We start from the raw sequence: 21,722 nt of genomic DNA, 5'->3' as shown, positions 1-21,722 counted from the left end.
TCAGAAGTTAGAAGTCAGAAGTCAGAAGTAAGCTATGACTAAGTTTCAGAGTTTAGGAATGTCCTAAGCTTAATGCGTAGTGCTATACTGAGTGCTGAGTACTGAGTGCTGATACCTGATACCTGATAACTAAATAATTATTTGATAGCTAAATAATTATGACTGATGAAAATTAGTTATTTTATTTTTCCACTCTATAGATGTTCTATGATTACCCTCTGAAGTTCCATCGGATGCTCTCAAAGAGCCGCTACGCGATCACATTACTACCGTCTTAATTTCCATGGGATGCTCTTAAAGAGCCGCTACGGGAACCCAGGATTAGCCGGTGAAGTTCGATGGGATGCTCTCAAAGGGATGCTCTCAAAGAGCCGCTACGGGAACCCAGGATTACCCTGTCAAACCCCCATTAGCCTAACGCCTAAGCCTAATGCGTAATACCTAGCAGGTTAAGCTGAATGCTTACAATCAGTAATGATAGTTGCAGCTCCCGTGAGGTTTGAGATGAAGACAAGCAAAACCAAGAAGTATCTCCTTTACCTTTTCTGGCTCGGGCCACTACTGACCATGGCGGGAATCACTGTCAGGATTATGACTGAAAAATGGTCTCCAGACGCATTAGGATTACTGATTGCTGGTATTGTCATTAGTCTTGTGGGGCTAGTATTTTTAGCCCGGTTGGCCCCGAAATTTTGGCAAAGCCGTTCTACCCAAGTCGGAACCAATGCTATTATTTCTACGGTAGCTATGTTAGTGATTTTGGGGCTGATTAACTTTATAGGGGTGCGCTATACCCAACGCATCGATTTAACAGAAAATCAGTTATATACTCTGTCACCCCAGTCCCAGCAAGTGGTGCAAAATTTACGACAGCCCCTTAAGGTTTGGATCTTTAACCCACAACCTAATCCAGATGACCGAGAGTTGTTAGAGAACTTTCGTCGGTATGGGTCAAACTTTGAATTTCAGTTTGTTGACCCTCAGCTAAAACCAGCACTAGCTCAGAAACTTGGTGTTCAGTCTATCGGAGAGGTTTATCTACAATATAAAGACAAGCAACAATTATTGCAAGCTGTTAATGATACCCAACCTCTGTCAGAAGCTAGTCTTACTAGTGGTATCGAAACCCTGACTCGGGAAATTTCGCTTAGGGTTTACTTCCTGCAAGGTCACGGAGAAAAATCCTTAGCAGAAGTAGAAGGGGGATTATCTGAGGCAGTACGTGTTCTAGAGGATAAAAATTTTACGGTTCAACCCCTTAACCTAGCTGAACGCTCAGAGGTTCCAGCCGATGCATCAATCGTAGTTAGTGCAGGTCCGATGCGACCATTATTAGAAAAAGAAGTCAAAGGGTTACGTAACTATCTATCCAAGGGTGGTAGCTTACTATTGATGCTCGACCCTGATACTAATCCTAAATTGGATAGCTTTCTCAAAGACTGGGGAATTAAGCTAGACAGTAGGTTAGTGATTGACCCGTCTGCTCCAGAACGTTCCTTAGTGCTTGGTGCAGCAACTCCCATGGTGACCAGCTACGGGAATCATCCCATTACCACGGAATTTGCCGACGGATTTTCCTTTTATCCCTGGGCGCGATCGCTCTTAATTACCCCAGTAGATGGTATCCAGGAGACTCCTCTGCTGATTACCAATGACAGAACTTGGGCTGAGAGCAATCCTAAACAGCAGCCACTGGAATTGAATCCAGAACGCGATCGCCCTGGTCCGTTAATCCTAGGTGTAGCATTAAGCCGCCAAGCCGAAGGGATTGATCAAGCTACTCCTCAAGAGGATGGTAACAAAAAGACCTCGTCAGCTCGTTTGGTAGTCTATGGTAACTCTAATTTTGCTACCAATGGTTGGTTTGATCAGCAATTAAATGGTGATGTTTTTCTCAACACCATTAGCTGGTTAAGCAAGCAAGATGATCAAGTCCTATCTATCCGCCCTAAAGAACAAAACAATCGACGGATTAACCTAACAGCAATCCAGGCTGAGTTACTGGGTTGGACTGCCCTGTTACTTATGCCCTTAGTCGGGTTTACCACAGCTGGGTTGGTATGGTGGCAACGCCGTTAGTATTGATAACTGATATAACTATAGGAAAGGGAGTAGGGAGTAGGGAGTAGGGAGTAGGGAGTAGGGAATATGGGATCAAGAATTTTCAGAATTCCTACACGGATCCCTATAAACCTATCATAATCCTATAAACCTATGATAATTCTACAAGCTAGTCACCTATCTCTAGAAGATGTGCATCATACCTTTGGCTTTCAACGGCAATACAATAGTTCATTAACTTCCCGGTTATCCCTAGACACTATCACTGAATTTGAGCAACGGGAATTGGAACAAATTCGGACTGATTTTGATAATTACTTAATCGCCGGTAAAGTATCTGAAGGACTGGTAAAAGCCCTAACTGTTTTTCCCTTACTGCGATTAGCTGGCTTCTATCGCTCTCCAATAAAGATTTCCTTGGAAGAAGGGATTGCTGATATTGATATTCAAGACCAGGATACCAAAATTACTGGCAGACTAGATATTCTAGCAATTAACAAAGCTCAACATACAGTAGATAAAGTATCGTTTTGGGTCTTAGTTATAGAAACTAAAAACAGTAGTGCTGATGTATCCGTTGGGTTACCTCAATTACTGACCTATGCCTATAAGAGTTTAGACCATCAAGACTCAGTTTGGGGACTATCGACTAACGGATACATTTATCAGTTTATTTATATCCAATCTGGCAATCCTCCGATTTATCAGTTGATGCCAGTATTAAACCTGATGGAATCGGAGTCATCGATTAAATTACTACAAGTTATTAAAGCTATAGCGCTTCTAGATTAACTCTCAACTTAAACGGCTATAGTTTTTAGTTAAACTGGGATTTTTTAGTCTGTTCAACCCAATTTTACTGCCGAAAGTAGGCAACAATTCCATAAACTGAACCTTCACCACCTCCTAGGGGTGCTGTTGAAACAAGTTCCCATTTCTCTTGAGCCATGTGGGTTAAGAAATTTACCCACAGTTGGTCCTTCCATTCAGGACGTTCTTCACCTTCTATACGAAGCCATTTAATTTCTTGAGTCCAGCCTCTTCCCTTCCAAGCATAAACTACGCTGCAATACTTTTTTGACATGACGTTTTAAAATTAAAATAGCATTTCCGAATGAATTAGAAAAAGCGATGCAGTGCCGCGCTGACTCAAGACAAGCATGACCGTTCTTGCCATTAGCCAAAATTCCTATCTATTTTCTTGCCTCTTGCCTCTTGCCTCTTGCCTCTTGCCTCTTGCCAAGACCCAAGCGCGACTATGTTTGCTCTCCAAATCGAGTCAATAATTCTAGTCGAGACAATTGTAAGAGTAGGGGGATAAATTCTTCTGGAGAGAGTGCCATCAATGGCTCAATAATGTCGAGCAGTTCCTGGTCTAGTTCACCAAAACGGCTACGCAATAAGTAAGTGACCATACTACGGCGTTCGTTTTGCCTACCTTGGACTAGTCCTTCTTGTTTGCCCTCGACTAGTCCCTCTTGTTTGCCTTGCACTATTCCTTCTTGTTTGCCTTGCACTATTCCTTCTTGTTTACCTTGCACTATTCCCTCTTGTCTGCCAAGCTCGGTAGCCAATTCCAGTCGTTGTTGATATATCTGAGATAATTGCATGATTAACTCCCGGTCATCTTCTTCAAGGTCTTGATTTTGTTTGATACGTGCGTCTAATATTGCCAGCATGTCATATACTAATTCTAGGATATTGTCTTTGTGCTGACTCCCGTTCGGTAGGGATTTCAATTCTTCAATCGCTTGCTGTTGCACTCTACCTCTACCAAGAATTCTCAACCATAAGGTTTCCGGGGTCACTGGTAGTTGGTGAATCGCCACAATGGCCGTATACAAGGATTTCCCCAGAAAGTACATCCCCCTGGGATAATTAACTAGATCTGCTTGGAAATTGAAGCTTTCTAAAAACTCTTCGGAAGCGGTTGGGGAGAGAATCCATAAACGAGGCAGTTCTATCACCCTAACTTGGGCATTAGTTCGCTTAGCCTGACGGAAAACTTGACCATGAACCTGAATCAGTTTACCGATACAAGTGAGCACTTCAAATTTACTGACTGGGTTGCGGAACGGTTCAAATATGGCAGGAGTTGTGGCCAGTTTTCCGAGTAATCCCAGGCTTTGTCCATTGGTGGTTAGTGGCTGAGATGGCAAAAAGTAAACATCAATTTCTTGAACTTCCCCAGGCACTTTCCAGCTGGTTTCTACTTTCCCCAGGGGGTCGAGGAGTTCTTTAAGACATTGTTTGGCAAATTGGTCATGGACGTTTCTGGTCATGGAGCACTCTAAAGACTATAGGAAAGGGAGTAGGGAGTAGGGAGTAGGGAATAGGGAATAGGGAGTAGGGAGTAGGGAGTAGGGAGTAGGGAGTAGGAGAAAATTATCTGTAACTCATAATTATTATAGCTGATAATTAGTTATTTTTTTACTCAAAAAAACTGTATTCAGTTTTTAAAAACTGACCCTTAAAATTAATACTTATTTAGCATCATCCCAAAAACTCATCGGATTTCTTTCCTACTCTTCCCTGTTCCCTGTTCCCTGTTCCCTATTCCCTATCACCTACTATTTATAAGTGTTCAACCGAAAATGATCTAAAATAGAGTGGGTGCATAAAGCCAGCTCGGATGAACCGTTCTATGTTCCAACCGCAGCTTGGTACAGAATAGGTAAAAAACTCTACCAATATAAAAATGACCGATTTACAAACGTTTTACCGAGCTACCAACCCCAGTAAAACCTTAGCGGTGGACAATGAGGAGGATCGCAAGTATTACATTGATTTCTCTTCAGTACGCGGTGGTCAGATTATTGAAAAACTTAGAAAAAAAATTGCTATCTTTTCACCTAATCAGCCTACTTGTGAACTGTTTACTGGGCATATTGGCTGCGGCAAGTCTACGGAGTTGCTCAGGTTAAAGCTGGATTTAGAACGGTCAGGATTTCATGTGGTTTACTTCGAGTCCGATCAAGACTTGGAAATGAGCGATGTTGATATTAGCGATATTTTACTGGCGATCGCCCGTCGAGTCAGTGAAAGTCTCGAAGGCGCTGGCATTAGCCTTCAACCAGGGTACTTTCAGAGGTTATTCGGTGAAGTCAAAGATATCTTAAAAACACCGATGGAACTATCGGATGTAGAATTTTCTGTAGGCATTGCCACCATTACCAGTCAAGCCAAAGCTAGCCCTAAGCAGCGGGATAAGTTGAGGGGATATCTGGAGCCTCGAACCAATGGAATTATTGAGGCCATTAATCAGGAGGTGCTGGAGCCTGGTATCAAGAAATTGAAACAGACCGGGAAAAAGGGACTAGTAGTTATTGTCGATAACCTTGACCGGGTAGATTCTATACAAAAGCCCTTTGGTCGTCTTCAGCCAGAATATTTGTTTGCGGATCGAGGGTCACAGTTGCGGGGACTGCACTGTCACGTGGTTTACACTATTCCATTGTCACTGCGGTTTTCCAATGACTTTGGGATGGTGACTGAACGCTTTATGAGCGACCCCAAAGTCCTGCCAATGGTTCCTGTACAGTTACGGGACGGTAGCAAACATGAAGAAGGAATGGCACTGCTGCGACAGATGGTGCTAGCAAGAGCTTTTCCAGATTTAGAGCCCAACCAGCGTCTGACTAAAATTACAGCAATTTTTGACAGTCCTGAAACCTTAGACCGTTTATGTTTTGCTAGTGGCGGTCATGTGCGGAATTTACTCCGGTTTCTCAATGAATGGATTATGGAGGAAGGAAAACTACCCCTTTCCCTCCATGTTCTAGAACGTATGATTAAGGCTCAGCATCATAAACTTGTGTTAGCGATCACTGATGATGAGTGGCACTTACTGGGTAAAGTAGCTAAGGAGAAGAAAGTGACTGGAGAGGACGGATACGAAATATTAATCCGCAGTCGCTTTGTTTATGAGTATTATGATCAAGATGAACCTTGGTTTGATGTTAATCCGATTTTGGCAGAAGCTAAGGAACTAGTTTGATGTTAGGAACTTGGCTGTAAAAAAAATACCAATTAAAGTCCGGTGGGCAAACTAATCCGGTGCATCTCATTTTTGCTGTTTGACCCGGTGGGTGGAACGGGCATCTTGCCTGTTACAATTTTCGGACGGACTATCCCAACGCTGGCTACGAAGCGAAAAATAAGGGCTCGCCCTTGGGTGGTGCGTTACGGGGCGGGCTGTCTCAACCAGGGTCTTGAGGTTGAACATGATAGCAAGCCCGCCCCTAACGCACCCTACGCACCTGTTCCGGTGATCCGCTGTTCCCTTTGCTATATATGAGTGCCTCCGATAAAACCAAAGAGGTTGCTGCCTACAACGAGCGTGCGTTGCAAAGATTGGCTTGGGCAATTGACGCTTCTCAGGGGCAATTTTCACTGATTTTTGCACACTGTAACTATACCTATGTACAGCAGCAAATGACTGAGGGGCTCCGAGAAACCTGTCCTGTTCAAATCCGTGAGGTTGTGCTGAAAAAGTCTGATAGCAAACTTTATAGCAAGATTCGGCAGGATTTAGGAGATCAGCAACCAGGGGCTGTGATGGTCTTTGGTTTAGAGGCTGTTGATGATATTGATAGCTTGCTGGCTGCCACTAACCAAGTGCGGGAAGAGTTTCGGAAAAATTTCCATTTCCCCCTAGTGCTGTGGATTAATGATGACGTTCAAACCAAATTGGTTCGGGTTGCTCCTGATTTGGAGAGTTGGGGCACAACTAGGGAGTTTCAAACCCCTCCTGATTCCTTATCCTATGAGTTAATCTATAGTCTCTCTCAAAAAGCTAAGGATATCTTGGCTACCTTTCCAGACTCTGATCCTGACAAATTTTTGTATGAGCTGAATCGGGGGATAGATGATCTATCAGAATTTGAGTCAGCTTGGGAAGATTTACACCATCATAACCAGGAAATTGAACCAGAGTTAGAAGCTAGTTTTTACTTCATTTTAGGTCGCAATTACTATGCTAAAAAACAAGTAGAAGAATCCTTACTTTACTTTAATAAAAGCTTAGAGCTATGGCAAAGCATAACCCGCTGGTATTGGCAAGGGATGGTTTTATTTAATATCGGTTTATGTCCTTATGGAAAAACTAAAGTACAAAATTTATTTGAGCAATGTGTTGATAGTTTAGCTCAGATATCTGATCAGGATTTAGCTAACCGATTTATTACTCAATTTGCCAGAGTATTGCAACGCTTACAACGATGGGAAGACTTGGAAAATCTAGCCCAAAGGTCTATAAGACTCCATAGTGCCAATGGTAAGTCAATTGAGTTAGCTAAAGATTATGGTTTTCTGGCCGAGGTCGCTTTAGATAAATTAGCTTGGACTGAAGCTAAGGCATTAGCAGACCAAGCACTCTCCATCCTGAAAACTAGTTTGTCGGCTGAATCAACAGCAACCTCATCCAAGCACAACGCAAAATTAGATGGAATGCCATCTGTTGATAAAGCTTGGTATTTATTATTATTGGCAAGAGCAGAAAAAGGTCTTGGTAAGTATCAAGAGAGTATCAAGTATCTCGAAAGAGCTAAAGCAGAAACTCAAGCCCATTATGCTCCAGAGCTTTATATTAGGATTTTGGCAAGCTGGCGAGAATTATACCTTGAAAAAGGTGACTATCTAGCTGCTTTTAGAGTTAAACAAGAACGAATATCCATTGAGCAACAGTTTGGCTTGCGAGCTTTTATCGGTACAGGGAGATTACAGCCAAAACGAAGGAGAGCCAATTATAAAGTTCCAGCCCTTGAGCAGCCTGAAATGGTTGCAGACGAAATCATTGCTTCTGGCAGACAACAAAATATCAATAATTTGGTGGAAAGAATTGGCAATACTAGTTGTAAATTAACTGTTATTCATGGATCATCTGGAGTTGGTAAAAGTTCCTTAATCTATGCAGGATTAGTTCCAATTCTCAAGCAACGAGCCATTGGTCAGCGAGATGTGCTGCCAATTGCCATACGAGTCTATACTGACTGGGTTAGGCAGTTGGGCGAGTTATTGGTTAATGCACTAAAAGCAAGAGGGCTTAGTCTTTCTGTTGAAGCAGATTCATTAACTAGCATCTTGCAACTGTTGCAAGAAAATGGTGACCGAAACTTACTAACAGTTTTAATTTTTGATCAGTTTGAAGAATTATTTTTTGCTGTCCCAGATCTAGTCGAGCGTAATCTTTTATTGGAATTTTTAAAAACAGCAATTGACTCTATTCCTTATACTCAAGTTATTCTGTCATTAAGGGAAGACTATCTACACTATCTATTAAAATTTCAACGTTCACACAAAATAGATACTATCAATTACATATTAAGCCAAGATATTCTTTATTATTTAGAAAATTTTTCTAGAAAAGATAGTGTTAACTTTATAAAAAAACTAACAAATAAACCTCAGTTTTATTTAGAAACTGCTTTGATTAATAAACTTGTTAATGATTTAGCGGTAGAGCTGGGTGAAGTTCGTCCCATTGAGTTACAGATTGTGGGATTACAATTGCAAGAAGATAAAATTTATAAACTGGTTGAGTATGAAAAAATCGGTTCTAAACAGAAGCTATTGGAGCGATTTTTAGCTGGAGTTGTTAAAGACTGTGGTTATTGGAATGAACGTGACGCCAGACTAGTTTTATACCTCCTAACAGATAAAAATAACACTCGACCACTCAAGTCTAGGGCAGAGTTAGGATCGGGTTTATTGGATCTAGGAGTAGGAGAGACAGAAAACCTAGATTTAATATTAGAGATCTTCGTAAACTCAGGATTGGTTTTACTTTTGCCAGAATTTTCGACTGCGCACTATCAATTAGTACACGACTATCTTGTTCCTATTATTCGTCAATCGACAGGAGCTTTAATAATCACTGAATTGGAACAGGAGAGACTAGCAAGAAAAGATGCGGAACGAAGTAAATTAAGACTAGAAGAGGCGTTTTTAAAAAGCCGATTTAGAGCATCAGTTGTCAAAAAAATGATTATTATGGTAGTATTAATACTATTGACCGGACTACTATTTGCGAGACAAGTTAAAATACTAAAGACTCTTGCTCTTGCTCAATCCTCAGAAGCCCTATTTAACAGACATAGGGAGTCACTTGATCCACTCATATTAGCTTTAAAGGCAGGAACACAACTTAAGTCAGCAATCGCAGTAGGAACCAATACCCGCACTCAGACTTTAGCTGCATTACAGCAAGCCCTTTATGGAGTCAGAGAGCGCAATCGTTTGGAAGGTTATGACAGTTGGGTTAATAGCATCACTTTCAGTCCTGATGGTGAAATCCTTGCCACTAGCATTGCTGATAGTACGGTCAAACTTTGGAGGGGAGATGATGAAATACTAACCGTTCTCCCAGGGCATACAGATACAGTCAATAGCGTCAGTGTTAGTCCTGATGGTGAAATCCTTGCCACTGGCAGTGCTGATGGCACCGTCAAACTCTGGAGTATAGACGGTCAATTACGACACACCCTCCAGGGGCATGAAACTGAGGTTACAAGTATCGGTTTCAGCCGGGACGGTCAGGTGATTGTCAGCGGTAGTCGCGGCGGAATAGTAAGATTGTGGGACAAACAAGGCAACCGAATTGGGCAACCCTTTGCAATACAGAACGCTAGTATTACGAGTCTCAGTTTCAGTCCTGACGGTAAGGTGATTGCCAGTGGTAGTAGCAACGGAATAGTAAGATTGTGGGACAAACAAGGCAACCGAATTGGGCAAACCTTTAAGGGGCATAAAGCTGATGTTACAAGTATCAGTTTTAGCCCTGATGGTCAGACCCTTGCCACTGCTAGTCTGGATGGAGCTGTTAGACTTTGGAATCTTCAAGGAAAGGAAATTCTTACTTTCCAGAGTTCTGGTGCCACAATCAACAGCGTTAGCTTCAGTCTTGATGGTCAGACAATTGCCACTGGCAGTTTAGACGGAACTGTTGAAATATGGAGTCGGGACGGTCAGGAACTCCAAATCTTGCGGGGTCATAAGAGAGGGATTGCAATTATGAGCTTTAGTCCCGATGGCAAAATTTTAGCCACCGCCAGCAGAGACTTGACCGTCAGACTCTGGAGCGTTGAGGAGTATGATCTCAAAACCCGAACCCTATTTGGGCATAAGGCTGCGGTTGATAGCGTCAGCTTTAGTCCCGATGGTCGCACAATTGCCACTGCTAGCTTCGATGGAACTGTTAAGCTTTGGAGACGAGACGGTAGACTACTCATGACCTTGGTAGGACATCAAGGTGCAGTCACAAGTCTTAGTTTCAGCCCTAATCGGAAATCACTTGCCAGTGCTGGTTTGGATGGAAATGTTCGGCTCTGGGATTTGGTAACGGGTCAACTAATAGTAAGCTTGCGAAGTGGTAAGGAGTGGTTTAATAGTTTTAGTTTTAGCTCTGATGGACAAATTATTGCTGCTGCTAGTAAAGATGGAACCGTAAAACTCTGGAATTTAGAGACGGCAGAAGAAATGCTCACTCTCCAGGGGCATGAAGATGATGTTTACAGTGTCAAGTTCAGCCCTAATGGCAAAATCCTCGCTACTGCTAGTAAGGATGGAACCGTAAAACTCTGGCATTTAAGAGGTGAACTACTTAAAACTCTCAAGGGACATAATGCTGCGGTGATTAGCCTCAGCTTTAGCTCTGACGGTCAGACCCTTGCTACCGCAAGTTTGGATGGAACTATTAAACTCTGGAATTTGCAAGGTCAAGAACTGGCAACTCTCAAGGGACATAGTGGTGCAGTCAATAGCGTCAGTTTCAAACCCAACAGTATCACCATACTTGCCAGTGGTAGTAGTGACGGAACAGTTAAACTCTGGTCTAGAGATAGATACGGTAAACTACTCCAAACCCTCCAGAGTAGTGGTGCTGCCATCAATAGTGTTAGCTTCAGCCCTGATGGCAAGACTCTTGCTACGGCTAGTCAGGATAACACTGTAATCTTGTGGAATATCGATCTGGCTCTAAGTAGTCTAGATGAGCTACTGGGACGTGGTTGCGATTGGGCTGGGGATTATCTGAAGAATAATCCCAATGTAAGTCAACGCGATCGCACTCTTTGTGAAGGCATCAACTAAAACGCGATCGCACTCTTTGTGAAGGCATCAACTAAAACGCGATCGCACTCTTTGTGAAGGCATCAACTAAAACGCGATCGCACTACGGCCAAACGCGATCGCACTCCCCTCTCCCGACACTTCTGTTTCCCTACAAAAGCCCCAGATTCTGATTAGACCTAAAACCAGGAAAGATTTGGGCTAAATTGGAGTTTCCAATCTCCATATGTTCCCTGAGCACAGGCATCAGCACGTCACGAAAATCCGTAGTTACGGCTAAGTCCCGTTTTTCATACAACTGGGATTCCGCCAAACCGGGCCACTCTCCATAGACCTTACCACCGCGAACTCCTCCACCCAAGAGCCAGATCACATTCCCGTGTCCATGGTCAGTACCCTTGTTACCATTCTCTGCCAGGGTACGACCAAATTCTGACATCACCACAATCACAGTATTGGCATAAATCGGTTCTAACGCTTTGACTAGAGTAGCCAACCCTTGTCCAATAGGCTTAAGTTTTCGAGCCAGCTGTCCTTGACTACCGCCCTGGTTAACATGGGTATCCCAGCCACCTAAGGCCAAAAATGCCAGTTGGGTCTTAGCATCCCCCACCATCAGCTTGGCTAATTTGCGGCTATCACCAACAAATTTATAGGAAGGTGGTGCTCCCCGGTTAGCTGCCATCATTTCTTCCTTTAGCTCAGCCAGCAGTATCTTCCGTGCGTCACTTCCTTCCTGATAAGCCCGATTAATCGCATCATTACCACGATAGAGTTGATCAAAAGCAGCATCAATTTGGGGACGGTCTACAGGCAGCTTGTGATTATAATTTCTCCCCATCGGTAAATTAGCCACTGGCATCTGACCGGATAGAATCCGTGGGGTTGTTGTGCCCATATTCACGGCTTGAGTTGGTATTTCTTTGGGAATTGTCCCTAATAGTCGATTCATCCAGCCATCATCTGTACTCTTAATGCCTGGGGTGCCACTTTCCATGTAATCCTGAGCATCGAAATGGGAGCGAGTAGAGTCTGGTGAACCACTGGCGTGAACAAAGGCTAAACTTTTCTGTTTCCAAAGAGGCATCAGATCAGCTAGAGCTGGATGTAAGCCAAAGTAACCATCTAAATCCAAGACTCCCCCTTTTTCCCCGGTGCGAGGAATCGCAATTCTCGGTCGCGCTTGGTAGTAATCAGCGTCTTGGTATGGCACAACTACATTCAGTCCATCTATCCCACCCCGCAGGAAAATAACAATCAGTCGCTTACGGTGATTAGTAGTTGCTGTATTTGCTAATCCTCTGGCTACCCAACTGCCCATAGAGATAAGTCCCCCAGCAGTTAGAAGGCTAGCTTGTTGTAATAATTTCCGTCTTTTCATTTGTTGTGTTTATAGCATAGGGAACAGGGAACAGGGAACAGGGAACAGGGAGCAGGGAGCAGGGAGCAGGTAATAGGATAAAAATACTGTGGTTATCATAGCTATGAAAACCGCTATAAATTTATTTTATAACAATCGCCAATTTTGAATTAACAATTGATTTAAAATTAAATTTTTTAAATGGCAATTTACAACTAACAAATCATAATTTATCAGTCATAATTTATCAGTCATCCTTCAAAAAGGATAGCGTTTCTCAGACTTATGAGGTGTATAGCGTTTTTGTAGCTAGTAAGGTACAATTTTTAGGGAGTAGTGATCAGTGAGCATTTAACGAGGTAAATTTTTTTTGTACCTGATTAGACTAAAAACCGCTATATTGTTTCTTTTGCCTTTTGCCTTTTGCCTTTTGCCTTTTGCCTTTTGCCTTTTGCCTTTTGCCTTTTGCCTACTCCCTACTCCCTACTCCCTACTCCCTACTCCCTAATGTATTATCGATACATCATTTCTGGACTGCCTAAAATCAAGGCGGCCTGTAGCTTAGCTGGACTAGTGTCGATGACTTCTTTGGTTTGGTCAGAAAAGTGATTGGCTAGGGTTTTCCTGAGTTGGACAGCATCCACAGGTTTACGCTTTTGTTTAGGTTGACGCTGCTCGAAATTACCATTGGCTAATGCGGTGGCAAAGCTGACCCGGCGAATCATCCCATCTGGACTGAGCCAAGCCTTCTCAGTGTTTTTGTAACCATTGGGAGTTGGGCAGCCGTAGATGGGCATTCCTAGCTGACGGATAATACCAGATAGGGTTTTCCATTTGGGCTTTTTACTGCCTGTAGCTCGCACTGCTGAGATGATGTAGTGATAGGGGGATTTAAATTTACTGTTGTAATACTGAGTGTCCCAAAATTCAGGGCTTTGAAATAGGGTTTTGAGAACCTTACGAATATCCCCATCGGTCTTCAAAAAGCGTTGGGCTAGAGTGTCTACTAGCTTTGCTGGTGGCTGATCAGCTACAAAGTACTGGGCTAATTTGTAGCTAATGTAATGGGCGGTGGAGGGATGACGAGCCAGCAGATCTAGGGCTTGCTCTCCCTCTAGGCTGCCGCTACCTGGAATCGGTCTACCCAGGAAAACCTTATCACTGTAATCATGGCGCTTAGGGTGGAAATAAAATCCCCTACTGTCACCGTGCTTACCCTCACGGTCAGTAGTCCAGCCAGTCAAGATCCGCGCTAAAGTAATTACATCCTCTTGGGTGTAGCCACCATCTACTCCTAGGGTGTGGAGTTCCATTAGTTCCCGAGCATAGTTTTCATTCAGCCCTTTGTATCGACCACGAGCTCCTGGACTTCCTGGTGCAGTGTTTTGGTGGTTGTCTAAATAGAAGAGCATGGCGGGATGGTGAGCTGTAGCACCTAACAAATCCCGAAAACGACCAAGGGCATGGGGTCTAATGGCATCTTGTTCAAAGGAACTAACCCAGATCCGATTCAACCCCTTGCTATCAAAAACATTGAAGTGGTTGAACCAGAAGTCTACCATTACTTCTTGAAGCTGTTGAGGACTAGCGATCGCTCTGATTAAACGGGCTTCTAATCCCTGCTGCCTAGGTATTTGCGTCCGCTTTTGAGCCTGCTTCCGTTCTTGCTGACTCAGCTGCCGTTTCTTTTTACCTTGTGGTGGTCCATACCCTTTCCATAGCTCCACTGGATTCAGTTCAAGGGTTTCTAAATTATTGAGTTGTTTCCTCAGTTGTGGCGGTTCCGGAATAGATTCTGGGGAAAGCTGGGACTTAATATAGGCATCAACTCCCATAGATTTCACCCGTTCGATGTCCCCAGGGCGAGGGCCAAAACTAACGCGATTGAGGACATGCAATACTTTCGGGTCAGTGGATAAACTGGCTGCGTGCCAGGGCTTGGGTAGTGCCCAGAGGAGGATGACTGCCAAGATTAGCCCTAAGAGCCAGTAGACCGGCTTAAGGTTCAATTTTCCCAGATACATTGGTTTTAGGGAGTAGGGAGTAGGGAGTAGGGAGTAGGCGGAAGAGTTTTAGTAATAGTGGTTTTACCGCACGAGGAGGGGGGAGTAGAAAAAAATCCTGTGCACCTCACTCGTGATGATAATTGGGCTTGATTAGTTCCTCAACACTGAGGGATCTGGCCAGTGGATGATCAGCCACAATTTCCGTTGGCAGTGCCTTTGGTAGACTGGTCTAGATGCAACTGCTGACCTTCATCCTTTTTTTCATACTAATGCGATTGACCTTTGGTCACGCTACGCGAACGCATTTGTGATTGACCTTGGCCTTTTGGCCTTTTGGCCACGCTACGCGAACGGCCACGCTACGCGAATGGTCACGCGGGGCGCGTTCGCATGGTGCAGCAGCAGCAAAGTCTGGCAATGATCATTCGCTACCCATCACTAGATGCTCAGCCGTTGCTCAGCCCGAAAATACCGGAAGTGGGGTAGTTTAGCTAACTGTGTTCTCCCTTCAAGCATTAGAATATTAAGAATTGTGTCTAAGTGTTTCTAGATACTTAGTCACGAACCCATGCAAGACATCAGCAATTCTATATATTCCAATCTAAAACAGAAACAAAATGGCAAAACATACTAAGGCTTTCATGTCCCGAACCGTAAAAAAGAATGAGCCTACTGGGGTCAAGTATATGACCAAAAACCAGATGGAGTACTATATGGGTGCCAAGCTTATCGAAATTGGGGTTGAGCCGAAATCAGCTATTTATCGATGGTCAGTAGAAAGCAAAGAAAATGATAAGCACGAAGTTTGGACTTACGCAGCCTACTGGGGAGATTCCAAAGAGCAACTGTTGCAAGAGGAGCAGGCATCAAAAGAGAACTGATATTCCATTTCCCTTTGATTTGTAAATGATTACCCTTAGGGAAAAGCAAGAGGCAAGAGGCAAGAGTATGGGGAGAGGGGGGATTGGGAGCATGTCACTTATGCAGAACATTTGTACTAAGGTAATAGGTAATAGGTAATAGCGATGCAGCGCGGTCTTGGGGGTTTCCCCCATGAGCGACTGCATCAAGACGGTAATGGGTAATAGGTAATAGGTCTGAAGGGGAGCTAGTCCTGGATGAATATTTGTACATTATCTATAGCCCCCTCATGGGTTTAAGCTTGCTCTAATGGTACGTAGTACTAATGTTTAAGCATTGCAAGAACTGCTCCCGGGGGGATTCCTCTTGCCTCTTGCCTTTTGCCTTTTGCCTTTTGCCTTTTGCCTTTTGCCTTTTGCCTCTTGCCTTTTACCTTTTGCCTCTTGCCTACTCCCTAGTCCCTAGTCCCTATTCCCTATTCCCTGTTCCCTATTCCCTTTCCTATTGATATTACTGCAAAGCCCACGCATTCTTTACTTCTGGGACTTTTCCAAATCAATACAGTCATTTGCTAACTGGTCAGCTTCAAGGTTTTGGGTTTTGTTAATCCAGATTAATTCGTAGAAATCCAGTTTATCAAGAAGGGTTTTGGCTCGGCTGTGAAAGCTAACTAAATTGTTGTTTTTAACCATATAATCCCCATGGAGCTGGTTAATTACTAGTTCGCAATCCCCATAGATTTTGGCTTGTTTTGCGCCAAGCTTTAGAGTCTTCTGTAGTCCAAGGATTAGTCCCATATATTCAGTTTGGTTCTGAGTAGTAAATCCTAAGTATTGAGAGACTGGATAAACTTCACCTTGGTACTGAATTATAGCAGCACATGCGGATTGATTAGTGCGTTTTTTGCTGACACCATCGAAATGAATAATAGCAAGATTATTCGATTTATCTGTCATGATATTCTTGAGCTTGTAGGGAGTTTGGTTGTAAGCATTTAGCCGTCAGCGGTCAGCGGTCAGCGGTCAGCGGTCAGCGGTCAGTGGTCAGTGGTCAGTGGTCAGCGGTCAGCGGTCAGTGGTCAGCCTTTAGCTGATAGCTGATAGCTGATAGCTGATAGCTGATCGCTTACCTTTGCCCACCCTACTTTAATTGGTATTATTTTGATTGAGTAAATGCTACCTCTGCAAATAATAGGACGACTTTTCCCAGGCAGTTCCTGGTATTTACGAGCAAAAACCGTAAATGTATCCATCTTTCTTATGAACCCTGATCAAGTTCTTGACGTGTAAGCTTATTGCTTTTTTCCCTGGGACTGTGTAATTGAAGGAATTACTTTTACTCCTGGGGTTGACTCTCCCGAACTCTCCAGTCATAATGTTTTTGGCTATATCTCCACTACACCAACCTTTGATTGGTTTTAATGGGTTGTGTCTGATAGGGTAGCCGTACTTATTGAGTGCTGCTTTTTGCCTACCTCCCTGTCCCTTGCAAGTAACTAACAGTGGCTGAGATGTTCTCAAGATCAAGGTCTCAATATCCCCGACACAGGCGGCATCGATCCAATGTTCTTTAGGAAAACCCAGCTTAGTCCGGTTGTACTTGGTTTGTGCTCCCGTTCCAGTAATTATGGGCTTGATATTTTGAAGCACTTTCACTAATTTGTTCCGAGTTGCATTTACTGCTGCCGCATCTCTCAATGGCTGCTTGGCCTTAGATTTGATTTTTTGCAGTAGGCTTGGCTTCTGTTTTAGGAATTCTTCGATAGGCTTATTCCCTTTGCGCTGATTACATTTTTCACAAGCCAAACAAAGATTACTTACCCGTTCGCTTCCCCCTTTGGACTTTGGGTGAATGTGTTCTATCTGCAACGGGACGGACTGCTTACCGCAATAGGTGCATTCTCTTCCCCATTTTTCAAGTAAGTACTCCCTGACTTCGTACCCAGCTAGCTCACCTTGTTGGTACTCAACGCCGTTGATTTCAGGGTTTTGCATTTTTTGAGTATCAAACTTAACTCTTTCAACCCAAATTTCATTGACCGGGCAAAACTTGATTAATCGCTTTACCCAGGTTTCAATAGTCAAAATCCTGTGTTCTAGGCTAGGTGGGAGCCAACCCTCTGAACGTTTGCGATTAAGAAACCGTGGCTTTCTGTAACGGGTGTGACGATTACGTCTTCGGTGCCTTACGGCTCTTCTAGACTCTAATTTTTTCTTGATCAATCCTCCCCTGTGTTCTAGTTCCATTCCCCAGATAACCTGATTATTTTGGACTAAGGCAAATCCAGTTACTTTACTGCCAGGGTCGATCTTTATTTGACATGGCGATATGGTTGGATTTAAGACAGAAGTTTTCAAGATGATTGTGAACGGGTACATCCTAAAAACAGCGGCTTTACCTTTGTCTAATAACCGGCGAGCTTTCTTTGGTGTGACAGGGTTTAATGGCTGCTTGTTTGTGTCAACAACAAATACGTAATTTTGCATCGTTAAATGCCTCAAAATTGGTAATGTTTTCCTTGACAATGTTGGAATGGCTTGTGTTTTGCTAATCACACATTTGCCTTTACCTTAATGATTAACGACAGAGCCAGGAGCTGGAGGTCACCCCTGGGTGTCATGACCATAACAACGTAGAAAATAAATCCTTAGTCTGCAACCTAGTCGGCAAACCCAGGAATTACCGGGAATTGCCAAGGCTTAAGCTAGGTGTTGTATTCGCCTGCCAAATTTTAATTGTACGATCAAATCCCCCAGTAGCCAGAAAACGTCCATCCCGACTAAAGGCAACGGATTGTACCCAATCTTGATGTCCAGTCAACCAAGCAATCTCCTTACCAGTGTTCAAATTCCACAACCGCACCCCATCACGACTAGCACTAGCGAGAATTGTGCCATTAACTGGATTAATTGCGATCGCACGAATCTTTCCAGTATGTTTAGTCAAGGTATACTTAAGCTGCCAAGTCTGCGTATCCCAGACCCTAATCTTACCGTCATAACCACTGCTGACTAGGGTTCTACCATTAGGGGTAAAGGCTAGAGCACTAGTGATACCTTGATGAGCTCGAATAATGTAAAGGGGTTGTCCTGTGTTCAGATTCCAGATTTTAATCCTACCATCCTTGAGTCCACTGACTAGGGTTTCGGCCTTGGGATGAAGCGCTAGGGAATAGGTTGGATGATCAAAATTTGCCAGAGTGTAAAGGGGACGTTGGTTTCTGAGGTCCCACACCCGAATACCATCCAATCCCCCAGTCACTAAGACCTTACTATCTGAGGTCATAGCTAGGGAAAGCAAATTGCTTCTATGGCCTAGAAAACTACGGGTATAGTCTCCTGTGTAGTCTTGCTGATTCCATTGCCACAAGTTGACCCCACCATCCTCCCCGACACTAGCCAGAATTGTTCCATCAGCACTAAAAGCCATGTCAGTCACTGAGGTTTGGTGTACTCGCAGGCTATCAATTTCACGACCGTTTTTCAGCCACCATAATTTTAGATGGGCATCACTCCTGCTCCCCCCACTGAGTAGCACTCGCCCACTAGGACTAAATGACAGAGCATCCACAGCGGTTGAATGGGCTTCAATGGTACGCACTAATTGAGGAGTTCTCCAAGATTGAGCCTGGGATGAAGCCATTTCCGGTATAGCTGCAACCATTAGCCCCAGTCTTGATTCCCTAGCGTAGGTGGTACTGGTGACCACTGCCATGAGCCCGACCACAGTTCCCAATATCGCCAACGGTGTGTTTTTCATTCTGCTTGTTCGCGTAGCGTGGCCTTTTGGGCAAGGTTAGGGCAAATCGTCTTACTTTTCACCGCGTCAGGGGGATGTTCTTGCCAAGCGGAAATTATACCCAACAACTCGGACTTGAGTAGTTCCAATGCTTCTATTTGTTCGGTGATTGCCTCAATCTTGAGCAGTAGATGCTGCTTAACTGCTCCACAAGGTAACTCACCAAAGTCATGGATTTTGAGGATGTCTTGAATCTCACTAAGGCTAAGTCCTAGGGATTGGGCACGTTTTATAAAAGCCAGTCGATTCAGCACCTGGCTCGTAAACAGGCGATAGCCAGAAGGGGAGCGGGTTGTGACTGGCGTAAGCAGACCAATTTCTTCGTAATAGCGAATGGTCTTAACGGGCAACCCGCTATGACTAGCTACCTGACCAATTTTGAGCCAGTCCTCTGATGAATTGGTGACAAGATCATTGGTAATTGGTAATTGGTAACGGACCACTGATAAATATGCTCTCCCCTCTGTTTCCCCTATTCCCTTAGGGATGAACAGTTTTATCTTAAAACAGCCTGAACCTATCGAGGTGGTTGACGTCGAGGTTGTTGACGCTTGACAGCACTCAACATCGGTAATGGTGGACGGGAAGAACTGGGGGGAAGATACCGTTCCACAGGTTGCTCAGCCAGTTCAGTTTGCTGACTTTGGCTTTGCCACCAACGGACTACTACTGCTATTGCTACCATCATCAGTCCAAAACTGAATAATGACCAGCGTCCGCCGATACCACCAATCACAGCATCCACCGCTCCGATAATCACGATGAAGCCTGAGATTGGCTCTTTACGGTAAGCTGACTTCAAGACTCGATGCCATAAAGCATTTATCACGGCTTACTACTTACTCTATTTCACTTACTTCTTTTTTAACAGAATAGGCCACAACTGCCCAACTAGAGCACTCACTTAGTTGGGAGACTTCACTGTTACTGAGATATATCTGATATATATAATTCTTCGATATCCCCAGAGCAACCGGGAATTTCAAGATTAATTTTGCCAATCTTACCAACCATGGGAACGCTTATTCTTAAAAGCGCTTACAGGAGCAGGTCAGTAGCTTAAGCGACTCTCCTACTGACCGACTGTCCCACTGACCGACTCTGGGAGTAGTTTTACAGTAAGCCTAACCAGGTTAATAAGTCTTGACCAGTAAAGTATTCAATTGCCAAAGTCAAAATAAAACCAATCATGGCAGCTCTACCATTCAAGCGTTCTGCGTAATCATTAAACCCAAACTTAGGTGACTGGACTTGAGGGACTTTAGAGGGTTGGGGTTGCGTCATGGTTATAAAAGTTGCCAAGCTATAGTGGAGTTACTTAACTTCATCAATTTTAACATTTAGATCACATATAGATACAGCACCAGTAAGCCAAAGAGGTAAAAGCATGGAAATCGGTGTTCCCAAAGAAACGAAAGATCAGGAATTTCGTGTGGGATTAACCCCCAGTAGTGTCAGGGTTTTACAAGAAGCGGGTCATACAGTTTTCGTTGAAACTAATGCTGGCACTGGTGCTGGCTTTACCGATGAGGACTATCAGCGTCAGGGAGCCAAAATTGTCTTAGACGCGGCTGAGGCTTGGAATCGGGAACTGGTAGTCAAAGTCAAAGAACCCCTAGCGCCAGAGTATCCCTTGCTTCAAAAAGGACAGCTGTTGTTTACTTATCTACACTTAGCTGCTGACCGTGCTTTAACCGAGCAGTTGCTGCAATCGGGGGTGAATGCGATCGCATATGAAACCGTAGAACTCCCAGACCACAGCTTACCGCTGCTAACCCCCATGAGCATCATTGCTGGTCGTCTTTCTGTGCAATTTGGAGCCAGATTTCTGGAGCGTCAGCAGGGAGGAAGAGGGGTGCTGTTGGGGGGTATTCCCGGAGTCAGACCAGGTAAGGTGGTAATTCTTGGTGGCGGAGTTGTCGGTACAGAAGCGGCGAAAATAGCTGTGGGGATGGGAGCGAGAGTACAGATTTTTGATATTAATGTTCAACGCTTGATTCATTTAGAAAGCATCTTTGGCTCAAGAGTGGAACTCCTCTACAGCAATTCAGCAGAAATTGAAGCGGCTGTTACTGATGCTGACCTCCTGATTGGGGCAGTGTTAGTCCCTGGTCGTCGCGCTCCCATTTTAGTGCCCGGCTCTCTGGTCAAACAAATGCTTACTGGCTCGGTGATTGTAGATGTTGCTGTGGATCAGGGCGGCTGTATTGAAACATTACGACCCACATCCCATACCAATCCCATTTATATCGAGGAGGGTGTGGTTCACTATGGGGTGCCTAATATGCCTGGAGCTGTTCCCTGCACATCAACTGTGGCTCTCAACAATAGTACTTTCCCCTACGTACTAAGTCTGGCCAATCAGGGGTTGAGCGCTCTGGAAAATAATCCCGCTTTAGCCAAGGGCGTTAATGTCCAGAATCACCAGTTGGTTCATCCAGCAGTCCGAGAAGTGTTTCCCGATTTAGCTGATGGCTAAGGTTTTTTTTCTATAGCAATCCTAAATGATTGCTATAGCAATTTTCAATTAGGTAACCTACAAATTGGGTTTTAGGGAACAGGGAATAGGA

The 21,722-nt window shown here is 44.0% G+C and carries 21 protein-coding genes; 10 read left to right on the top strand and 11 right to left on the bottom strand.

Annotated elements, in window-relative coordinates; genetic code table 11:
• Positions 1 to 504: 504 nt before the first annotated feature.
• Positions 505 to 2,079, top strand: coding sequence for a Gldg family protein (locus F6J99_RS10790; RefSeq protein WP_293112930.1), 1,575 nt, complete (start codon positions 505 to 507; stop codon positions 2,077 to 2,079).
• Positions 2,080 to 2,214: 135 nt separating this feature from the next.
• Positions 2,215 to 2,853: a restriction endonuclease subunit R gene (locus tag F6J99_RS10785; RefSeq protein ID WP_293112929.1), complete on the top strand. Its 639-nt coding sequence runs from the start codon at positions 2,215 to 2,217 to the stop codon at positions 2,851 to 2,853.
• A gap of 64 nt (positions 2,854 to 2,917) precedes the next feature.
• Here F6J99_RS10785 and F6J99_RS10780 read toward each other — a convergent pair whose 3' ends face one another.
• Complete coding sequence (locus F6J99_RS10780; protein ID WP_293112928.1) at positions 2,918 to 3,145, bottom strand: hypothetical protein; 228 nt, start codon at positions 3,143 to 3,145, stop codon at positions 2,918 to 2,920.
• A gap of 76 nt (positions 3,146 to 3,221) precedes the next feature.
• Here F6J99_RS10780 and F6J99_RS10775 point away from each other — a divergent pair, with 76 nt between their 5' ends.
• On the top strand, positions 3,222 to 3,347 hold the full coding sequence (locus tag F6J99_RS10775; RefSeq protein ID WP_293112927.1) for a hypothetical protein: 126 nt from the start codon (positions 3,222 to 3,224) through the stop codon (positions 3,345 to 3,347).
• On the opposite strand, the gene F6J99_RS10770 is transcribed toward F6J99_RS10775, so the two are convergent.
• Positions 3,318 to 4,343: a hypothetical protein gene (locus F6J99_RS10770; RefSeq protein WP_293112926.1), complete on the bottom strand. Its 1,026-nt coding sequence runs from the start codon at positions 4,341 to 4,343 to the stop codon at positions 3,318 to 3,320. The two genes, F6J99_RS10775 and F6J99_RS10770, sit on opposite strands and share 30 nt — an antisense overlap.
• A gap of 416 nt (positions 4,344 to 4,759) precedes the next feature.
• Here F6J99_RS10770 and F6J99_RS10765 point away from each other — a divergent pair, with 416 nt between their 5' ends.
• Positions 4,760 to 6,058 carry an AAA family ATPase gene (locus F6J99_RS10765; protein ID WP_293112925.1) on the top strand — a complete coding sequence of 433 codons (1,299 nt, stop codon included), beginning with the start codon at positions 4,760 to 4,762 and terminating at the stop codon, positions 6,056 to 6,058.
• Positions 6,059 to 6,354: 296 nt separating this feature from the next.
• A complete protein-coding gene (locus F6J99_RS10760; protein WP_293112924.1) occupies positions 6,355 to 11,148 on the top strand; it encodes a hypothetical protein in 4,794 nt (1,597 codons plus the stop codon).
• Between the two features lie 130 nt (positions 11,149 to 11,278).
• Here F6J99_RS10760 and F6J99_RS10755 read toward each other — a convergent pair whose 3' ends face one another.
• Entirely contained in the window at positions 11,279 to 12,508 is a 1,230-nt protein-coding gene (locus F6J99_RS10755) for a DUF1501 domain-containing protein (RefSeq protein WP_293112923.1), read from the bottom strand.
• A gap of 349 nt (positions 12,509 to 12,857) precedes the next feature.
• Here F6J99_RS10755 and F6J99_RS10750 point away from each other — a divergent pair, with 349 nt between their 5' ends.
• The gene (locus tag F6J99_RS10750) at positions 12,858 to 12,995 is read left to right on the top strand and encodes a hypothetical protein (RefSeq protein ID WP_293112922.1); all 138 of its coding nucleotides are present in this window, start codon (positions 12,858 to 12,860) and stop codon (positions 12,993 to 12,995) included.
• Between the two features lie 4 nt (positions 12,996 to 12,999).
• Here F6J99_RS10750 and F6J99_RS10745 read toward each other — a convergent pair whose 3' ends face one another.
• Complete coding sequence (locus F6J99_RS10745) at positions 13,000 to 14,511, bottom strand: DUF1800 domain-containing protein (RefSeq protein WP_293112921.1); 1,512 nt, start codon at positions 14,509 to 14,511, stop codon at positions 13,000 to 13,002.
• A gap of 315 nt (positions 14,512 to 14,826) precedes the next feature.
• Between F6J99_RS10745 and F6J99_RS10740 the strand changes: the two genes are divergently transcribed.
• Positions 14,827 to 14,979, top strand: a complete 153-nt coding sequence (locus F6J99_RS10740) for a hypothetical protein (protein ID WP_293112920.1) — start codon at positions 14,827 to 14,829, stop codon at positions 14,977 to 14,979.
• A gap of 131 nt (positions 14,980 to 15,110) precedes the next feature.
• Positions 15,111 to 15,374: a hypothetical protein gene (locus F6J99_RS10735; RefSeq protein WP_293112919.1), complete on the top strand. Its 264-nt coding sequence runs from the start codon at positions 15,111 to 15,113 to the stop codon at positions 15,372 to 15,374.
• On the opposite strand, the gene F6J99_RS10730 is transcribed toward F6J99_RS10735, so the two are convergent.
• Entirely contained in the window at positions 15,360 to 15,548 is a 189-nt protein-coding gene (locus F6J99_RS10730) for a hypothetical protein (protein ID WP_293112918.1), read from the bottom strand. The two genes, F6J99_RS10735 and F6J99_RS10730, sit on opposite strands and share 15 nt — an antisense overlap.
• Before the next feature lie 131 nt (positions 15,549 to 15,679).
• Between F6J99_RS10730 and F6J99_RS10725 the strand changes: the two genes are divergently transcribed.
• Positions 15,680 to 15,862 (top strand): hypothetical protein, encoded by a 183-nt coding sequence (locus tag F6J99_RS10725; RefSeq protein WP_293112917.1) that lies wholly within the window; start codon positions 15,680 to 15,682, stop codon positions 15,860 to 15,862.
• A 25-nt stretch (positions 15,863 to 15,887) separates the two neighbouring features.
• Here the strand turns inward: F6J99_RS10725 and F6J99_RS10720 are convergent, their stop codons facing one another.
• The 6 genes from F6J99_RS10720 to F6J99_RS10695 form a co-directional block, all read right to left on the bottom strand.
• Positions 15,888 to 16,310: a ribonuclease HI family protein gene (locus F6J99_RS10720; RefSeq protein ID WP_293112916.1), complete on the bottom strand. Its 423-nt coding sequence runs from the start codon at positions 16,308 to 16,310 to the stop codon at positions 15,888 to 15,890.
• A 267-nt stretch (positions 16,311 to 16,577) separates the two neighbouring features.
• On the bottom strand, positions 16,578 to 17,840 hold the full coding sequence (gene iscB, locus F6J99_RS10715) for an RNA-guided endonuclease IscB (protein ID WP_070392646.1): 1,263 nt from the start codon (positions 17,838 to 17,840) through the stop codon (positions 16,578 to 16,580).
• Between the two features lie 193 nt (positions 17,841 to 18,033).
• Entirely contained in the window at positions 18,034 to 19,113 is a 1,080-nt protein-coding gene (locus F6J99_RS10710) for a WD40 repeat domain-containing protein (protein ID WP_293112915.1), read from the bottom strand.
• The gene (locus F6J99_RS10705; protein ID WP_293112914.1) at positions 19,110 to 19,595 is read right to left on the bottom strand and encodes a heavy metal-responsive transcriptional regulator; all 486 of its coding nucleotides are present in this window, start codon (positions 19,593 to 19,595) and stop codon (positions 19,110 to 19,112) included. The genes F6J99_RS10710 and F6J99_RS10705 overlap by 4 nt, the downstream gene beginning before the upstream one ends.
• Positions 19,596 to 19,669: 74 nt before the next feature.
• Complete coding sequence (locus F6J99_RS10700) at positions 19,670 to 19,978, bottom strand: hypothetical protein (protein ID WP_293112947.1); 309 nt, start codon at positions 19,976 to 19,978, stop codon at positions 19,670 to 19,672.
• Between the two features lie 287 nt (positions 19,979 to 20,265).
• On the bottom strand, positions 20,266 to 20,436 hold the full coding sequence (locus F6J99_RS10695) for a hypothetical protein (RefSeq protein WP_293112913.1): 171 nt from the start codon (positions 20,434 to 20,436) through the stop codon (positions 20,266 to 20,268).
• 103 nt (positions 20,437 to 20,539) lie between these two features.
• Between F6J99_RS10695 and ald the strand changes: the two genes are divergently transcribed.
• Positions 20,540 to 21,631 (top strand): alanine dehydrogenase, encoded by a 1,092-nt coding sequence (gene ald / locus F6J99_RS10690; protein WP_293112912.1) that lies wholly within the window; start codon positions 20,540 to 20,542, stop codon positions 21,629 to 21,631.
• Positions 21,632 to 21,722: the final 91 nt, after the last annotated feature.

The organism is Moorena sp. SIO4G3, from assembly GCF_010692305.1.
Lineage (GTDB): Bacteria > Cyanobacteriota > Cyanobacteriia > Cyanobacteriales > Coleofasciculaceae > Moorena > Moorena producens_A.
Note: the sequence above shows the minus strand (reverse complement) of the source record. Positions and strands in the feature narration are given on the sequence as shown.

Excerpts from the sequence above, each read along its gene's own strand:
- F6J99_RS10790 (WP_293112930.1), top strand. The coding sequence starts at position 505 with ATGAAGACAAGCAAAACCAAGAAGTATCTCCTTTACCTTTTCTGGCTC.
- F6J99_RS10760 (WP_293112924.1), top strand. The coding sequence starts at position 6,355 with ATGAGTGCCTCCGATAAAACCAAAGAGGTTGCTGCCTACAACGAGCGT.
- F6J99_RS10695 (WP_293112913.1), bottom strand. The coding sequence starts at position 20,436 with ATGACGCAACCCCAACCCTCTAAAGTCCCTCAAGTCCAGTCACCTAAG.
- F6J99_RS10725 (WP_293112917.1), top strand. The coding sequence starts at position 15,680 with ATGTTTAAGCATTGCAAGAACTGCTCCCGGGGGGATTCCTCTTGCCTC.
- F6J99_RS10770 (WP_293112926.1), bottom strand. The coding sequence starts at position 4,343 with ATGACCAGAAACGTCCATGACCAATTTGCCAAACAATGTCTTAAAGAA.
- F6J99_RS10710 (WP_293112915.1), bottom strand. The coding sequence starts at position 19,113 with ATGAAAAACACACCGTTGGCGATATTGGGAACTGTGGTCGGGCTCATG.
- iscB (WP_070392646.1), bottom strand. The coding sequence starts at position 17,840 with ATGCAAAATTACGTATTTGTTGTTGACACAAACAAGCAGCCATTAAAC.
- F6J99_RS10745 (WP_293112921.1), bottom strand. The coding sequence starts at position 14,511 with ATGTATCTGGGAAAATTGAACCTTAAGCCGGTCTACTGGCTCTTAGGG.
- F6J99_RS10755 (WP_293112923.1), bottom strand. The coding sequence starts at position 12,508 with ATGAAAAGACGGAAATTATTACAACAAGCTAGCCTTCTAACTGCTGGG.
- F6J99_RS10720 (WP_293112916.1), bottom strand. The coding sequence starts at position 16,310 with ATGACAGATAAATCGAATAATCTTGCTATTATTCATTTCGATGGTGTC.
- F6J99_RS10780 (WP_293112928.1), bottom strand. The coding sequence starts at position 3,145 with ATGTCAAAAAAGTATTGCAGCGTAGTTTATGCTTGGAAGGGAAGAGGC.
- F6J99_RS10775 (WP_293112927.1), top strand. The coding sequence starts at position 3,222 with ATGACCGTTCTTGCCATTAGCCAAAATTCCTATCTATTTTCTTGCCTC.
- F6J99_RS10785 (WP_293112929.1), top strand. The coding sequence starts at position 2,215 with ATGATAATTCTACAAGCTAGTCACCTATCTCTAGAAGATGTGCATCAT.
- F6J99_RS10730 (WP_293112918.1), bottom strand. The coding sequence starts at position 15,548 with ATGGGGGAAACCCCCAAGACCGCGCTGCATCGCTATTACCTATTACCT.
- ald (WP_293112912.1), top strand. The coding sequence starts at position 20,540 with ATGGAAATCGGTGTTCCCAAAGAAACGAAAGATCAGGAATTTCGTGTG.
- F6J99_RS10735 (WP_293112919.1), top strand. The coding sequence starts at position 15,111 with ATGGCAAAACATACTAAGGCTTTCATGTCCCGAACCGTAAAAAAGAAT.
- F6J99_RS10765 (WP_293112925.1), top strand. The coding sequence starts at position 4,760 with ATGACCGATTTACAAACGTTTTACCGAGCTACCAACCCCAGTAAAACC.